At 73.0% G+C, this 15,521-nt stretch carries 15 protein-coding genes; 6 read left to right on the top strand and 9 right to left on the bottom strand.

The features are described 5' to 3' along the window. Positions 1 to 81: 81 nt before the first annotated feature. From ACYUD3_RS19920 to ACYUD3_RS19910, 3 genes are read right to left on the bottom strand one after another with little or no spacing between them, the layout of a single operon-like run. The gene (locus ACYUD3_RS19920; RefSeq protein WP_470971694.1) at positions 82 to 435 is read right to left on the bottom strand and encodes a UBP-type zinc finger domain-containing protein; all 354 of its coding nucleotides are present in this window, start codon (positions 433 to 435) and stop codon (positions 82 to 84) included. Beyond that, on the bottom strand, positions 432 to 1,871 hold the full coding sequence (locus ACYUD3_RS19915; protein WP_470971692.1) for an ATP-binding protein: 1,440 nt from the start codon (positions 1,869 to 1,871) through the stop codon (positions 432 to 434). The genes ACYUD3_RS19920 and ACYUD3_RS19915 overlap by 4 nt, the downstream gene beginning before the upstream one ends. Next, positions 1,868 to 3,544, bottom strand: coding sequence for an NAD(P)/FAD-dependent oxidoreductase (locus ACYUD3_RS19910; RefSeq protein ID WP_470971690.1), 1,677 nt, complete (start codon positions 3,542 to 3,544; stop codon positions 1,868 to 1,870). Before ACYUD3_RS19910 ends, ACYUD3_RS19915 begins: the two co-directional genes overlap by 4 nt. A gap of 129 nt (positions 3,545 to 3,673) precedes the next feature. Here ACYUD3_RS19910 and ACYUD3_RS19905 point away from each other — a divergent pair, with 129 nt between their 5' ends. Further along, positions 3,674 to 4,546: a universal stress protein gene (locus ACYUD3_RS19905; protein ID WP_470971689.1), complete on the top strand. Its 873-nt coding sequence runs from the start codon at positions 3,674 to 3,676 to the stop codon at positions 4,544 to 4,546. Between the two features lies 1 nt (position 4,547). On the opposite strand, the gene ACYUD3_RS19900 is transcribed toward ACYUD3_RS19905, so the two are convergent. The 3 genes from ACYUD3_RS19900 to ACYUD3_RS19890 form a co-directional block, all read right to left on the bottom strand. Beyond that, on the bottom strand, positions 4,548 to 5,786 hold the full coding sequence (locus tag ACYUD3_RS19900) for a DUF4032 domain-containing protein (protein WP_470971688.1): 1,239 nt from the start codon (positions 5,784 to 5,786) through the stop codon (positions 4,548 to 4,550). Positions 5,787 to 5,795: 9 nt separating this feature from the next. Next, on the bottom strand, positions 5,796 to 6,539 hold the full coding sequence (locus ACYUD3_RS19895; protein ID WP_470971686.1) for an MBL fold metallo-hydrolase: 744 nt from the start codon (positions 6,537 to 6,539) through the stop codon (positions 5,796 to 5,798). A gap of 118 nt (positions 6,540 to 6,657) precedes the next feature. Continuing rightward, positions 6,658 to 7,281 (bottom strand): alpha-ketoglutarate-dependent dioxygenase AlkB, encoded by a 624-nt coding sequence (locus ACYUD3_RS19890; RefSeq protein WP_470971685.1) that lies wholly within the window; start codon positions 7,279 to 7,281, stop codon positions 6,658 to 6,660. 135 nt (positions 7,282 to 7,416) lie between these two features. Between ACYUD3_RS19890 and ACYUD3_RS19885 the strand changes: the two genes are divergently transcribed. Both ACYUD3_RS19885 and ACYUD3_RS19880 read left to right on the top strand, forming a co-directional pair. Next, the gene (locus tag ACYUD3_RS19885; protein WP_470971684.1) at positions 7,417 to 8,106 is read left to right on the top strand and encodes a TetR/AcrR family transcriptional regulator; all 690 of its coding nucleotides are present in this window, start codon (positions 7,417 to 7,419) and stop codon (positions 8,104 to 8,106) included. Continuing rightward, on the top strand, positions 8,043 to 9,716 hold the full coding sequence (locus ACYUD3_RS19880) for an FAD-binding dehydrogenase (RefSeq protein ID WP_470971682.1): 1,674 nt from the start codon (positions 8,043 to 8,045) through the stop codon (positions 9,714 to 9,716). The genes ACYUD3_RS19885 and ACYUD3_RS19880 overlap by 64 nt, the downstream gene beginning before the upstream one ends. A gap of 67 nt (positions 9,717 to 9,783) precedes the next feature. On the opposite strand, the gene ACYUD3_RS19875 is transcribed toward ACYUD3_RS19880, so the two are convergent. Next, positions 9,784 to 10,134: a DUF488 domain-containing protein gene (locus ACYUD3_RS19875; RefSeq protein ID WP_470971681.1), complete on the bottom strand. Its 351-nt coding sequence runs from the start codon at positions 10,132 to 10,134 to the stop codon at positions 9,784 to 9,786. A gap of 132 nt (positions 10,135 to 10,266) precedes the next feature. Between ACYUD3_RS19875 and ACYUD3_RS19870 the strand changes: the two genes are divergently transcribed. Next, complete coding sequence (locus ACYUD3_RS19870) at positions 10,267 to 11,646, top strand: M1 family metallopeptidase (RefSeq protein ID WP_470971679.1); 1,380 nt, start codon at positions 10,267 to 10,269, stop codon at positions 11,644 to 11,646. A 90-nt stretch (positions 11,647 to 11,736) separates the two neighbouring features. On the opposite strand, the gene ACYUD3_RS19865 is transcribed toward ACYUD3_RS19870, so the two are convergent. Next, positions 11,737 to 12,954: a saccharopine dehydrogenase family protein gene (locus ACYUD3_RS19865; protein WP_470971678.1), complete on the bottom strand. Its 1,218-nt coding sequence runs from the start codon at positions 12,952 to 12,954 to the stop codon at positions 11,737 to 11,739. 118 nt (positions 12,955 to 13,072) lie between these two features. Between ACYUD3_RS19865 and ACYUD3_RS19860 the strand changes: the two genes are divergently transcribed. Then, complete coding sequence (locus tag ACYUD3_RS19860) at positions 13,073 to 13,810, top strand: TetR/AcrR family transcriptional regulator (protein WP_470971676.1); 738 nt, start codon at positions 13,073 to 13,075, stop codon at positions 13,808 to 13,810. A gap of 80 nt (positions 13,811 to 13,890) precedes the next feature. Here ACYUD3_RS19860 and ACYUD3_RS19855 read toward each other — a convergent pair whose 3' ends face one another. Further along, positions 13,891 to 14,784 carry a LysR family transcriptional regulator ArgP gene (locus tag ACYUD3_RS19855; protein ID WP_470971675.1) on the bottom strand — a complete coding sequence of 298 codons (894 nt, stop codon included), beginning with the start codon at positions 14,782 to 14,784 and terminating at the stop codon, positions 13,891 to 13,893. Positions 14,785 to 14,876: 92 nt separating this feature from the next. Here ACYUD3_RS19855 and ACYUD3_RS19850 point away from each other — a divergent pair, with 92 nt between their 5' ends. Next, complete coding sequence (locus tag ACYUD3_RS19850; RefSeq protein ID WP_470971673.1) at positions 14,877 to 15,491, top strand: LysE/ArgO family amino acid transporter; 615 nt, start codon at positions 14,877 to 14,879, stop codon at positions 15,489 to 15,491. Positions 15,492 to 15,521 lie beyond the last annotated feature (30 nt).

Genomic DNA, 15,521 nt, shown 5'->3' with positions numbered 1-15,521 from the left:
CACAGGTGATCAATTGATCACCGTGCGTGGTCGATTTGCCTCAGTATCGCGACGGGAACAGGGAAAACCGGTGACCGGCGCTCAGGTGTGCAAGGAGCGCGCCCAGTCGTCCGGAACGCGCCCTTCGGGGCCCGGTACCGGCTGGCCCTCGGGGTGGTTCGCCGGCGGCGCCAGATCGGGGCCGCTCTCGTACAGCTCGTCGTGCGCGTAGTCCCAGAACCAGCCCTCGCCGGGCTCGTAACTGCGCACCAGGGGATGGCCTGTCGCCTTGAAGTGGGCGGTGGCGTGCTGGCCGGGGGAGGAGTCGCAGCAGCCCACGTGCCCGCACTGGGCGCAGCGGCGCAGATGGAACCACCAGCCGCCCGCCGCGTCGCAGTCGGCGCAGCCGGGGCCGCTGGGCCTGGCCGCCGGGTCGAGTCCTGGGAGGTCGGTCATGGGGTGTCCTCCGGGGTGGGGGCGGTCAGCGGCAGCAGTACCTGGAAGCGGGTGTCACCCGGGACGGACTCCACGTGCAGCGCGCCGTGGTGCTTGTTCACGACGATCCGCCAGGAGATGTCCAGGCCGAGCCCGGTGCCCTCGCCGACCGGCTTGGTGGTGAAGAAGGGGTCGAAGATCCGGTCGCGGATCTCCTCCGGGACGCCGGGCCCGGTGTCCTTGAACTCGACCAGCAGCCGGTCGCCTGCCCGGGCCGTGCGCACGGTCAGCGTGCCCTCGCCCTCCATCGCGTGGACGGCGTTGTCGATGAGGTTCGTCCACACCTGGTTGAGTTCGGCCGGATACGCGGGAACTTCCGGGAGTGTCCGGTCGTATTCCTTGACGACAGCGATGTCCGGGCCGATTTTCCCGGAGAGCATCAGGAGGGTGCTATCGAGAAGTTCATGGACGTCGGCCGGGCGGTAGGGGGCCCGGTCCAGCTGGGAGTACTGCTTCGCGGCGTCGACGAGCTGGGAGACGCGGGTGGTGGAGTCCTCGATCTCCGACATCAACAGCTCTGTCTCGACCGTGTAGTTGAGCCAGCCCACCGCCCCCGGCAGGATGTCCTCGCCCACCGCCGCCGCGACCTGCTCCAGCCAGTCCACGTCCAGCCCGGCCTGCACGAAGACGGGCGCGAGCCGCCAGCCCTCGGCCATCCCCCGCTCGTCCAGCCAGTCGGCGATCACGTCCTCGCGGTCGGCCGCCTCCAGCGGGCTCAGCGCGGGCGCCTTGCCGACCCGTTCGGCCGTGCGCTCCTGGATGTCGATCAGCCGCGTGAGCGCCTCCCGGTCGTACGGGCCGGAGGCGATGACGGCCAGCTTGTGCCGCATCTTCGCCACCCGCTCCCGCAGCGACGCCGTGGCCCGCACAGCGGCGGCGGCCGGGTTGTTCAGCTCGTGCGTGAGCCCCGCCGACAGCGAGCCCAGCGCCAGCAGCCGCTCACGCTGGCCGATGGTGCGCTGCGCGTTCTTCGAGCCGTAGAACAGCCCCTCCAGCAGATGCACGGCCATTGGGAACCAGTCCTGGATCGCGGCGGCGAACGCGTCCGCCGGCAGGACGAAGAACCGGGTCGGCTCGCTCACCCGCATCGAGTTGGTGTACACCTGCGGCACCCGCTCGCCCAGGTACGCCTGCATCGCCCCGCAGTACACCCCGCGCTGCGAGGTCCGCGACACCTCCACGTCGTCCGCGCCGACCCGCCGCGAGAGCACCACGGTGCCGTCGAACAGCACGTAGAAGCAGGTCGCCGGATCGCCCTCGGCGTAGACCGGGCCCGGCCCGAACTTCTCGACGCGCCCCGCGGCGCACAGCCGCCCCAGCTGCTCCGGGGTCAGCTTCTCGAACAGGAACAGCGAGCCGACCTCAGCCGGGTCGCAGGGCAGGACGACACCGCTCATGACTGCTCCAGGTACCGGTGGACGAGCATCACGGCCATGGCTCCCTCTCCGACGGCGGACGCGACCCGCTTCGCGGACTCCGCGCGGGCGTCCCCCGCGACGAACACGCCCGGGACGTTGGTCTCCAGGTGGTACGGCGGCCGGTCCAGCTCCCAGTCCGCCGGGGGCCGCCCGTCCGGCGTGAGGTCGGGCCCGGCCAGGATGAAGCCCCGCTCGTCGCGCAGCACCGTCCCGTCCAGCCAGTCCGTCAGCGGCGCGGCCCCGATGAACACGAACAGCCACTGCGCGTCGACCTGTTCGCACTCCCCGCCGGCCACGTCCCGCAGCGTCAGCCGCTCCAGGTGGTGCTCCCCGTGAGCGGCGTCGACGACCGTCCCCGCGCGCACGGAGATGTTCGGCGCCTCCTCGATCTGCTGGATCAGGTAGTGCGACATCGACGCCGACAGATCCGGCCCGCGCACCAGCAGCGTCACCGACTTCGCGCCCCGCGCGAGGTACATCGCCGCCTGCCCGGCCGAGTTCGCGCCGCCCACGATGTAGACGTCGTGCCCCTGGCAGGCTGGCGCCTCCGTCAGAGCCGACCCGTAGAACACCCCGCACCCGGTCAGCGCCTGCGTCCCCGGCGCCTGGAGCTGCCGGTAGGACACCCCGGTCGCCAGGATCACGCTGTGCGCGGCGACCGACGACCCGTCAGAGAAGCGCACCACCCGCGCGGAGCCGCTCACCTCCAGACCGGTCACCTCCCGCGCGGTCAGGATCTCCGCCCCGAACTTCGCCGCCTGCCGCCGCGCCCGCTCCGTCAGCTGGCCCCCGGACACCCCGTCGGGGAAGCCCAGGTAGTTCTCGATCCGGGAGCTCTGCCCGGCCTGCCCGCCCGTCGCCGACCGCTCCACCAGGACCGTCCGCAGCCCCTCCGACGCCCCGTACACGGCCGCGCCGAGCCCCGCGGGACCGCCGCCGACGACCACCAGGTCGTAGAAGTCGGCCGCCGGAGTCGTCGCGAGCCCCACCCGCGCGGCCAGCTCCGGCACCTCCGGCTCCACCAGGGGCGCGCCCTCCGTCGTGATCACGAGGGGCAGCCGCAGCCCGTCCGCGCCCGCCGCCGCCAGCAGCCGCCGGCCCTCCGGCTCGTCCGAGGAGTACCACCGGTAGGGCACCTGGTTGCGGGCCAGGAACTCGCGCACCTCCGAGGACCGCGCCGACCAGCGGTGCCCCACCACCTTCGTGGTCGGCACCACCCGGTGGTCGCTGCGCTTCCAGGCCTCCAGGAGGTCGTCCAGGACCGGGTAGAGCTTCTCCTCCGGCGGGTCCCAGGGCTTGAGCAGGTAGTGGTCCAGATCGACCACATTGATCGCGTCGATCGCCGCGTTCGTGTCCGCGTACGCCGTCAGCAGCACCCGCCGCGCCCCCGGGTACACGTCCAGGGCCTGCTCCAGGAACTCGATGCCGTTCATCTGCGGCATCCGGTAGTCCGCGAGGATCACCGCCACCAGGTCGCCGCGCAGCTTCAGCTCCCGCAGCGCCTCCAGGGCCGACTCGCCGGACTCGGCGCGCACGATGCGGTGCGCGCCGCCGTAGCGCCGGCGCAGATCCCGGGCGACGGCGCGGGAGACCCCCGGGTCGTCGTCCACGGTCAGGATGACGGTCCGCGCTGTTTCGGCGGCCTGTGTCATGGCTCTCCCACCCCGAGCGGTCAGGTCCAGGGCGTGCGGCCCTCGTCGACACCGGCCATCGTAGGGTCGTCCCGGCAGAAGTGCTCGGCCTCGCGGACCCCGCGGGCCACGACCGAGGGAGACGGCCCCATGACGGCGCCCCTGGCGGCCCCTGCGACGGCCGCCCTCACGGCAGGTTTCGACGGCACCGGCGAGAGCCGCGCGGCACTGGCCTGGGCGGCCAGGGAAGCCGTGCGCCAGGGCCGCGCCCTGCGGATCGTCCAGGCCTGGCAGCACCACCCGGACGCGCCCGACCGGGCGACCCAGGAACGCTGGGTGCGCGACGCCGTCACCCAGGCCGCCCGCGAGACCGCCGCCCGCCACCCGGGCCTCACGGTCACCGCCGACACCGTCGAGGCACCGCCCGTCGACGCCCTGGTCGGCGCCGGCTACCTCGTCCTCGGCTCCCGGGGCCACGGCGCCCTCGTCGGCTTCCTCCTGGGCTCCGTCGGCCAGCAGGTCATCGCCCACGCCCTAGGGCCCGTCGTCCTGGTCCGCGCCGACGACAAGGCCGCCGCCGAAGCCGCCGCGCGGGACGTCGTCGTCGGCCAGGAGGGCGCCCCCGAGGACAGCGCTGCCGCCCTGGAGTTCGCGTTCGCCACCGCCCACGCGCGCGGGGCCGCCGTCCGTGCCGTGCGCGCCTGGACGCTGCCCCCGGTCTTCGTCTACAGCCCCGGCTCACTGCGGCTGCTCGACGACGCCGGCGGGCCCGAGCCGTACGAGCAGCAGGCCCTCACCGACGCCCTGCGGCCCTGGCGGGAGCGGTACCCGGACGTGCCGGTCGTCGAGCACGTCGAGATGGGCAGCGCCGGACAGGTGCTCCTGGAGGCCGCCGCCGACGCCCAGCTGGTCGTCGTGGGACGCCGGGGCCGGCGTACGGCCGTGGGCGCGCGCATCGGGTCCGTCGCGCACGGGGTGCTGCACCACGCGCCCTGCCCGGTGGCGGTGGTGCCCCACACCTGACCTACTCCTCCGCGACGGTCGGCGCCAGCGTCGCGCGCGCCTTGGGCAGGACGTTCACGAGATAGTCCTTGACGGCCGTGTCGAGCCCGATGTCGTGCTGCGCCCGCTCCGACAGGTACCAGCGGTGTTCCAGCAGCTCGTGGTAGATCTCCGCCGAGTCCATCTGGCCGCGCAGCTCCAGCGGCACCGCCCGCACGGTCGGCCGGAACACGTCCCGCACCCACCGGTGCGCCAGGACCTCAGGACGGGCCGCCAGGGGATCGCCGGGCGCGTAGTCGTCCTGGGTAGCCATCCACGACTCCAGGTCGCTCAGCAGCCGCCTGGCCTGGTTCTCCTCCGTGTCCAGACCGGTCAGCCGCAGCAGCTGGCGCTGGTGGTGGCCGGCGTCGACGACCTTCGGCACGAACGTCACCGTGTCGCCGTTGGAGGAGTGCTCGATCTGCATCTCCGCGACGTCGAAGCCCAGTTCGTTCAGGCGGCGGATACGGCGCTCGATGTAGTGGTACTTGCCCGCCGGGTACACCGAGGTCCGCGTCAGCTCCTCCCACAGGGAGGCGTAGCGGGCGCAGATCTCCATGCCGAACTCGACCGGGTCCACCGACGGGTGCAGCGCCCCCGACGCCTCCAGGTCCAGCAGCTCACCGCTGATGTTGACGCGCGCGAGGTCCAGGTCGTACTCCCGCTGCCCGGTGCTCAGCTGCGGATGCAGATCGCCCGTCTCGGCGTCCACCAGGTACGCCGCGTAGGCGCCCGCGTCGCGCCGGAACAGGGTGTTGGACAGCGAGCAGTCGCCCCAGGCGAACCCGGCCAGGTGCAGCCGCACCAGGAGCACCGCCAGGGCGTCCATCAGCCGGTGCATCGTCGCGGGCCGCATCGTCGTCTCGAACATCGAGCGGTACGGCTGCGAGCCGCCGAGGTGCCGGGTCACCAGCACCGACTCCAGGGGCCCGCCCGCCGCGTCCGTACGGCCCGTCACGACGGCCAGCGGGTCGACCGCCGGGATGCCGAGCCGGTCCAGGTCGCGCAGCAGCTCGTACTCGCGCAGCGCGGGCCGCTCGGCCAGCTCCTTGACGGCGATGACCTCGTCGCCCGCGCGCGCGTAGCGCACCACGTGCCGCGAGATACCGCGCGGCAGCGGGACGAGGACGTCCTCGGGCCACTCCTCCAGGGGGACGTCCCACGGCAGCTCCAGGAGGAGGGCCGGGTGTTCCGGAGTCGTGGCGCTTATCTGCATGGCCATGGCACGACTTTAAACGGCCAGCTCCCGGGCCCTGCGCGCGGCATCGCCGACGGACCCCCGGTGCAGCGGCCCGTGCCCCGGCAGGACGACGTCGGCGTCCAGCTTCTCCAGCAGGGACAGGGACTCCACCGCGCGCGGGCGCTCGTGGTGGAACATGTCGGGCAGCAGCTGCGGCCCCTTGACCCGGGACGTCGGGTGACCGCTCACCAGGGCGTCACCGGTGATCGCCACCCCGGCCGCCGGGAGGTGATAGGCGCTGTGCCCGAGGGTGTGGCCCGGGGTGTGCACCGGCACCGGGCGGCCCGGCAGGTCCAGCGCGCCGGCCGTCGGGAACGCCTCGGGACGGGTGACCGGGACGTGCTCCTTGCCGCCGGAGCGGATCGCGTGCACGGCCCACGGCAGCACGCCGGGCCGCCAGCCGTTCAGCACGATCGTCCTGATGGCCACCTGGTGCAGGAAGTCCCGGCGCGCGTGCGGGACTTCGGCCTCGTGGAGGTAGACCGGCGTGCCGTACGTGCTCTGGAGGTACTCGGCGCTGCCGAGGTGGTCCACGTGCGCGTGGGTGATGAGGATCGCGGCGACCGCCTCCGGCGAACTGCCCACCGCCGCGAGGGAGTCGAGGAGGTTCTGCCGGTCGCCCGGGTACCCGGTGTCGATCAGCGTCACGGCGTCGCCCTCGGTGAGGATGACCCAGTTGGTGTTGGAGCCGTGCACGAGGTGGATGCCGTCGGCGACTTGCTGTACGTCTGCCATTGCCTGGTCCTGTGGGGGGAAGGTGCCCTGCCGGTCAACGCACAGCAAAGCAGATGATCAGCCCGGCGCCGAAGCCGCCCCCGCCGCTTGCCCGTTCCGGAAAAGCCCGCCGCCGCCCTCACCGCACCCCGCGCGGTCTGAACTGCACACTGATCCGCGGCCCCGCCGCCCGCGCGCTCTTCGGCACGCAGTGCTCCCACGTCCGCTGGCAGGACCCGCCCATCACGATCAGGTCCCCGTGCCCCAGCGGCCTGCGCACGCTCTCCCCGCCGCCCAGCGGACGCAGCAGCAGATCCCGGGGCGAGCCCACGGACAGGATCGCCACCATCGTGTCCTCCCGCGCGCCCCGCCCGGCCCGGTCCCCGTGCCAGGCCACGCTGTCGCGCCCGTCCCGGTAGTGGCACAGCCCCGCCGTCACGAACGGCTCGCCCGACTCGCGCGCGTAGTGCGCCGACAGCGCCTCCCGCGCCTGCGCCAGCACCGGGTGCGGCAACGGCCGCCCCGCCCCGTAGAACGCCAGCAGGCGCGGTACGTCCACGACCGTGTCGTACATCGTCCGGCGCTCGGCGTGCCAAGGGACGCGGGCCGCCAGCTCCTCGTACAGCGCGTCCGAACCGGTCAGCCAGCCCGGGAGGACGTCGATCCAGGCGCCCGCGCCGAGGAGGGTGCGGCGGACGGCGGTGAGGGGGCTCAGGCGGAGGTCGTCGGTCTGGTCGAAGAGGGAGGACTGGAGGTGGGGCATACGGCCAGCGTAGCGCGCCTGTCGAAAATGTGTTCGAAATTAAATGCCGGGCCGCCTTCCTGGACGCCGGGCCGCCTTCGGCCTTTCGATGCATCGGCGTATCCGATACGTTCGTGTATCGAAAGGAGGTTCCCCATGGCCGACGGCACGACCGCGCCCCGTGTCACCCGGCGCCGCGCCCGCACCCGCGCCGGCCTCCTGGACGCCGCGTTCACCGTCTTCGCCGCCAAGGGCTTCGGGCGGGTCTCCATCGAGGAGGTCTGCGAGGCCGCCGGATACAGCCGGGGCGCCTTCTACTCCAACTTCGCCAGCCTGGACGAGCTGTTCTTCGCGCTCTACCGGCAGCGCGCCGACCTCATCGCCGACCAGGTCGCCGGCGCGCTCGCCCAGGACGGCCCCGGGCTCGACGTACCGGCCGCCGTCGACCGCGTCACCGAAGTCCTCCTCCTCGACCTGGACTGGCTGCTCGTGAAGACCGACTTCCTGGTGCACGCCGCCCGCCGCCCCGAGGTCGCCCAGAGCCTCCTCGCCCACCGTGCCCGGCTCAGGGCGGCCGTCACCGACCGGCTCACCGGCACCCCCCTGCCGCCCGCCCTGGGCGGCGCCCAGGACGCCGCGCACGCCGTGATCGCCGCCTACGACGGCGTCACCACCCAACTCCTGCTGGACAAGGACGTCGAGCGCGCCCGCGCCTGGCTCGGACAACTGCTTACCGCGCTGCTGACGGACGGCAGCGACACCCCGTACGGGAAGGAACCCCCATGGACGCGGACGTCATCGTCGTCGGAGCAGGCCTCGCGGGACTGGTCGCCGCGCACGAACTGACCAGCAGGGGCCGCCGGGTCGCCCTCGTCGACCAGGAGAACGCCGCCAACCTCGGCGGCCAGGCCTTCTGGTCCTTCGGCGGGCTCTTCCTCGTCGACTCGCCCGAACAGCGCCGCCTCGGCGTCAAGGACTCCCTCGACCTCGCCTGGAACGACTGGCAGGGCAGCGCCGGCTTCGACCGCACCGACGACGAGGACTCCTGGGCGGTGCGCTGGGCGCGCGCCTACGTCGAATGGGCGGCCGGGGAGAAGCGCACCTGGCTGGAGGGGCACGGCATCACCTTCCTGCCGACCGTCGGCTGGGCCGAGCGCGGCGCCCTGCGCGCCGACGGGCACGGCAACTCCGTACCCCGCTTCCACGTCGCCTGGGGCACCGGCACCGGCGTCGTCGAACCCTTCGTGCGGTACGCCAGACAGGCCGCCAAGGACGGGCTGCTGACCTTCCACCACCGCCACCGCGTCGACGCGCTCGTCATCGAGGACGGCGCCGCCAAAGGCGTACGCGGCACGGTCCTCGCGCCCGACGACTCCGCGCGCGGGGTGACCTCCAACCGGGACGCCCTGGGGGAGTTCGAACTGACCGCGCAGGCCGTGGTCGTCACCTCCGGCGGCATCGGCGGCAACCACGACATCGTCCGCCGGTACTGGCCCGAGCGCCTGGGCACCCCGCCCGCCGAGATGGTCACCGGCGTCCCCGCCTACGTCGACGGCCGCATGCTCGACATCAGCGCCGAGGCCGGCGTACGGCTCGTCAACCGCGACCGCATGTGGCACTACACCGAGGGCATCCAGAACTGGAACCCCATCTGGCCGGGGCACGGCATCCGCATCCTGCCCGGCCCGTCGTCCATGTGGTTCGACGCCCTGGGCCGCCGCCTGCCCGACCCCTGCCTGCCCGGCTACGACACCCTCGGCACCCTCAAACACCTGCGCACCACCGAGGACATCGCCCAGTACGACCACTCCTGGTTCGTCCTCTCCCAGAAGATCGTCGAGAAGGAGTTCGCGCTCTCCGGTTCCGAGCAGAACCCCGACATCACCGCCAAGGACCGCAAGGCCGTCCTGCGTGACCGGCTGCTCGGCAAGGGCGCCCCCGCGCCGGTCCAGGCCTTCCTCGACCACGGCGCCGACTTCGTGACCGCCGACACCCTCGACCGGCTCGTCGAGAAGATGAACGGCCTCACCGACAAGCCGCTCCTCGACGCCGACGGACTGCGCCGCCAGATCCGCGCCCGCGACCTCCAGATCGCCAACCCCTACAGCAAGGACGCCCAGGTCCAGGGCATCCGCAACGCCCGCCGCTTCATCGGCGACCGCCTCGGCCGCGTCGCCACCCCGCACCGCCTCCTCGACCCGGCCGCCGGCCCCCTGATCGGCATCAAGCTGCACATCCTCACCCGCAAGACCCTCGGCGGCATCCAGACCGACCTCGACTCCCGCGCCCTGGGGGCCGACGGACAGCCCATCGAGGGGCTGTACGCGGCCGGAGAGGTCGCCGGGTTCGGCGGGGGCGGGGTCCACGGCTACAACGCCCTGGAGGGGACGTTCCTGGGCGGCTGCCTGTTCTCGGGGCGAGCGGCGGGGAGGGCGGCGGCGGGGCAGACGCGGTGAGCCTCGCGGGCGGGGCGATGATCATACGAGCAGGTTGTCGGTCCCGGCTTCCCTTGCCCCCTCCGCCTCAGCCCCCCAACACCCCCAGCAGCACCGCCGCGTGACTCCGCTCCGGCTCCTTCGCCGCCGTCAGCAGGGTCACCGTCCCGGAGGCGGTCAACTCCCTGATCCGCCCAAGGAGTCGCGCCGCCTCCGGCTCCGCCAGCTCCGCCTCGTACCGGCGGGCGAACTCCTCGTAGGAGCCCTCGCCCGCGTGGTACCAGCGGCGCAGTTCGGTGGACGGGGTCAGGGCCTTGGGCCACTCGTCGACGCGGGCCGCGGCCTTGGACAGGCCGCGGGGCCAGAGGCGGTCGACGAGGACACGGGTCCCGTCGGCCGGGCCGGGGGAGTCGTAGACGCGGCGGACTCGGACGCTCATACGGCCGACCCTAAGCCGGGAACGGCCCGCGACACCTGATGGTTTGACCTGAATGAGGCGGTGATCCCGGGTCACCGGCGCTTAGCCTGACGATCGTTTGCCTTCAGGCCCCCGCCACCCCGAGGAGCGCTCGTGGCCCACAGACGTCCCCTCACCCTCGCCGCCGTCCCCGTCACCCTGGCCGCGCTGCTCGCCTCGGCGAGCCCCGCGGCGGCCGGACCGGTCGGTTCCGCGGGCGTCGGCGACCCCTACTTCCCGCTGGCCGGCAACGGCGGCTACCACGTCGCCCACTACGACCTGACGCTCGCCTACGACATCGCGAGCAGGCACCTCGACGCCACCGCCGTCCTCACCGTCCGCCCCACCCAGGACCTGCGCCGCTTCAACCTCGACCTCAGCGGACTCACGGTCACCGCCATCACCGTCGACCACCGCAAGGCCGCCTACCAGCGCGCCGGCCAGGAACTCACCGTCACCTCGCAGCGCCTCCTGCGCAGGGGCGGCACCTACCGCGTCACCGTCACCTACCAGGGCACCCCCGCCCCGGTCACCGACCCCGACGGCTCCCCGGACGGCTGGATCCCCACCGACGACGGCGCCTTCGTCGCCGGTGAACCCCAGGGCGCCATGACCTGGTTCCCCAGCAACAACCACCCGCTCGACAAGTCAACGTACGACTTCACCCTGACAGTTCCCGCCGGCAGCACCGCCGTCGCCAACGGCGTCCTCCTCGGCCAGCGCACCGCCAAAGGCCGCACCACCTTCCGCTGGCACCAGCCCGAACCCATGGCCGCCTACCTCGCCACCGCCACGGTCGGCACCTTCAAGGTCACCCAGTACACGACCCGCGGCGGCCTCAAGGTGTACGACGCCGTCGACCCGCGCGAGGCGAACGCGGCGGCGCCCGTGCTGAAGCAGCTGCCGGACGTCCTGGAGTGGGAGAGCGGGCTCTTCGGCCCCTACCCCTTCAAGGCCGCCGGGTCGATCGTCGACCACGCCCCGGACGTCGGCTACGCCCTGGAGACCCAGAGCCGGCCTATCTACGACCACGCGCCCGGCCTGTCCACCCTCGTCCACGAGAACGCCCACCAGTGGTTCGGCGACTCCGTCTCGCTGACGAGCTGGAAGGACATCTGGCTCAACGAGGGGTTCGCGACCTACGCGACCTGGCTCTACTTCGAGCAGCACGGCGGCAACAGCGCCCAGAAGGCCTTCGACGGGCTCTACGCCCGCCCCGCGAGCGACGCCCTGTGGTCACTGCCGCCGGGCGACCCGGGCGACGGCGGCCACATCTTCGCGACCCAGGTCTACAACCGCGGCGCGATGACCCTGCACGCGCTGCGCACGACCGTCGGCGACCGCGTGTTCTTCCGCACCCTGCGCGCGTGGGCGGACGAACACCGGGCCGGCCACGGGACGACGGCCCAGTTCCAGCGGCTCGCGGAACGGCTGTCCGGGAAGGACCTCGGCAAGCTGTTCAAGGCGTGGCTGTACACACCGGGTAAGCCTTGAGAAACGCGCACCCTTAGAAGAGGCGCACCCTTAGGGAACGCGCACCCCTAGGAGACGCGCACACCCTAGGGAGCGCGGTAAGCCCTAGGGTCACTGCTCCCTCATCCCCCAGGGGGAGCCGTACGCGTTCAGCAGGTCGAGGTACGGGCGGGCCGGGAACGCCTCGGGGCCCAGCACGCCCGTGCCCGACCAGGCGCCCGTGGCGAGGAGTTCGAGGGCGACGACAGGGTTCACGGCCGTCTGCCAGACGACCGCCTGGCTGCCGTACTCCGCCATCGACCACTCGTTGTCGACCACGTGATACAGGTACACCTCGCGCGGGGCGCCGTCCTTCACACCGCGCACCCAGGTGCCCGCGCACGTCTTGCCCCGCATCCGCTCACCCAGGGACGCCGGGTCCGGCAGACAGGCGGCGACGACGTCCCGGGGCGACACCGCGACCGGGCCCGCCGCCCCCGGCACGGTCACCAGGGCCGTCCGGTCCAGCTCCAGGCGGTGCAGCGTCTTCAGGGTGTCGACGAACTCCCGGCCGAGCCCGTACTTGAAGGTGACCCGGCGCGCGTCCACCCAGCGCGGGACGAGCAGCACCTCCTCGTGCTCGACGTTCACGCACTCCACCGGGCCGATGCCCTCGGGGAAGTCGAACACCTCGGGCTCGCTGAAGGGGGCGGTGGTGTACCAGCCGCGCTCCGCCTCGTAGACGACCGGCGGGTTCAGGCACTCCTCGATCGTCGTCCAGATGTTGAACGACGGCGCGAAGTCCAGGCCGTCGACGGTCAGATTGGCGCCGTCGCGGATGCCGATCTCCTCGATCCCGTCGAAGAGCTCGTCGGCGGCGTACCGGGCGAACACGTCCGAGAGGCCCGGCTCGACGCCCATGCCGACCAGCGCCAGCGCGCCCGCCGCCTCCCACTCCCGGGCCTGGGCGAACTGCGCGTCGCCCAGCTTCACCCCGCACTCCTCGTACGGCCGCTCGGGATGCGGGCGCGACAGCGACATCGCCATGTCGACGTAGGTGGCGCCCGCCGCGCGGGCCGACGCGAACAGGGGGAGCACGAAACGTGGGTCGGTGGCGTTGAGCAGCACGTCGCAGCGGTGCTCGGCGAGCAGCTTGCCCACGGCCGCCTCGTCGGAGGCGTCGACCTGGGCGGCCGTGAACCGGTTGTCGCCGTCCAGGGCGGCGACGGCCGCCGCCGCACGGGCCGGGTCGTAGTCGGCGACGACCATCGCCTCGAAGAAGGGCCGCCGGGCCGCGATCCGGGTGACGGCCGTGCCCACGCCGCCGGCTCCCACGAGCAGTACACGCATGATGAGACTCCTGTCGATGAATCGACATGTCAGTGGATGGAGAAGCGCGCTGTGCCCTGGATACAACGCCCCCAGGGGACGTAAGGTCAATGGCGTTGGCATAAGGGAGGCCGCCGTCATGCCCAAACCCGTCGTCCCCGAGGGCAAGCGCAGGCGTCGCAGGCCCACGCGCGGCGGCACCGTCCTGTCGGAGCGGCTGATCGTCGAGGCGGCCCTGCGGCTGCTGCGCGAGCACGGCAGTACGGGGCTCACCGCCCGCCGGCTCGGCCTCGCCCTCGACTGCGACCCCAGCACCCTCTACCGGTACTTCCGGGGCATGGACGACCTCACCCTGGCCATCGGCGACGCCCTCATCGGCCAGGCCCTGCACGGCTGGCGCCCCACCGGCGCGTGGCGCGCCGACCTGCACACCCTCGGGCTGCGCATCTACGAGGCGTACGTCGCCCACCCCCAGGCCGCCCAGCTCACCGCGAGCCGCGTCACCGGCCGAGCCAACGAACTCGCCGCCGACGAGGCCGTCCTGGACATCCTGCGCACCGCCGGCTTCCCGCGCGCGGAGACGGTCCGCATCTACCACGCCTTCGTCGACCAGACCCTGGGCTTCGCCGCCCTCGACGCCGCGTCCCTGGCCCTGCCGCGGGCCTCCCAGCGGGCGGACGACGCGAAGTGGGAGTCGACCTACGCCCGCCTGCCGGCCACGACCCACCCCCGCATCGCGGAGGCCGCGCCCCTGCTGGCGGCACGCATGGTGACCAGCGCGTACCCGGTGGCCCTGGAGATGCTGCTGGACTCGGCGCAGGCGCGGCTGACGGGGTTGACAGGGCTCACGGGGTCGACGCCGGGCGCCGCGAGCTGAGGGCCGACGAACCCCGACCGCCCAGCCCAGCCTCGCTCAGCTCAGCGTCCCGTCCAGCTCAGCGCCCCGCCCCGCCCAGCTCAGCGCAGCCTCTCGCCCGCAGTCGCCCGTACCGCCGCCGCGAACGCCGCCAGCGCGGGCGAGTCGAGCTTCCACTGCTGCCAGTACAGCGGGACGTCCATGGGGTGGTCCGGCGCCAGGGACAGCAGGCGGCCGGACGCGACCAGCGGTTCCATGTGGGCCTCCGGGATCAGCCCCCAGCCGAGTCCGGCGGCCACCGCCTCGCTGAACCCCTCCGAGCTGGGCACGGCGTGCCGGATGCCCTCCGCCCCGCCCCGGCCGCGCCGCAGCCGCCGTACGAAGAGGTCCTGGAGGTTGTCCTGGCGGTCGAAGGTCATCATGGGGGCCGTGGCGAGGGACTGGGGGAGCGGGGCCGTGAGGTGGCGGGCGGCGAAGGCGGGCTCGGCGGCGGCCAGGTAGCGCATCGTGCCCAGGGGGTGCACCGAGCAGCCGGCGACCGGGTCGGCGGAGGAGGTCACGGCGGCCATCACGACGCCCTCGCGCAGCAGCTCCGCCGTCCGCGTCTCGTCCTCGCGGTGCAGCTCGAAGCAGAGCGGCGGCTCCTGCGGGACCCGGGTCAGGGCGGGCAGGAACCAGGTCGCCAGGGAGTCCGCGTTGACCGCGACCGACACCCGCGCGGCCTCGCCCGCACCGCTCAGGCCCAGCTCGGACCGCGTGTCGCGCTCCAGCCGGGCCAGCTGACGGGCGAACCGCACGACGATCTCGCCGGACTCCGTGGGCCGCACCGGCTTGGTCCGCAGCAGCAGGACCCGCCCGGTGCGCTGCTCCAGCGCCTTGACGCGCTGGCTCACGGCGGACGGTGTCACGTGCAGCGCGCTCGCGGCGGCGTCGAAGGTGCCCTCGTCGACCACCGCCAGCAGGGTCCGCACCAGGTCGAGGGGGAGTTCCGGCATCACGGGCCCATCACCACTGTCATCACGATCGCTAAGGTTACGTAAGAATCTTTAGCTGTACGCGCGGTGATCGGATTCGTAGCGTGGAGCGCATGTCCTCAGCTCTCTCCGCGGCGGCGGCCGGTTTCGGCACCGGTCTGTCGCTCATCGTCGCGATCGGCGCCCAGAACGCCTTCGTCCTGCGCCAGGGCGCCCGCCGTGACGCCGTCCTGGCCGTCGTCGCGATCTGCGCCCTCTCCGACGCCGTCCTCATCGCCCTCGGCGTCGGCGGGGTGGGCGCCGTCGTCGTGGCCTGGCCGGGCGCGCTGCGGGCCGTCGGCTGGATCGGCGGCGCCTTCCTGCTCTGCTACGGCGCCCTCGCCGCCCGGCGGGTGCTGAAGCCGCAGGGGGCGCTCGTGGCCGGCGGTGAGGGCGCGGGCTCGCTGAAGCGGGCGGTGCTCACCTGCCTCGCGCTGACCTGGCTCAACCCGCACGTCTACCTCGACACCGTCTTCCTGCTCGGCTCGATCGCCGCCGACCGGGGCGCGCTGCGCTGGACCTTCGGCCTCGGCGCGGCCGTCGCGAGCCTGTGCTGGTTCACCGCCCTCGGCTTCGGCGCCCGGCTGCTGGGCCGCCTCCTGGCCCGCCCCGGCGCCTGGCGGGTGCTGGACGCGCTGGTCGCGACGACGATGATCGTCATCGGGGTCACCCTGGTCGTGGACAGCTGAGCGGGCGGCCGGCGGCGATGTCAGTGGGGG

It is taken from the genome of Streptomyces sp. AMJ-169, from assembly GCF_055597585.1.
The sequence above is the reverse complement of the archived record's forward strand: the minus strand, read 5'-3'. Positions and strand labels throughout refer to the sequence as shown.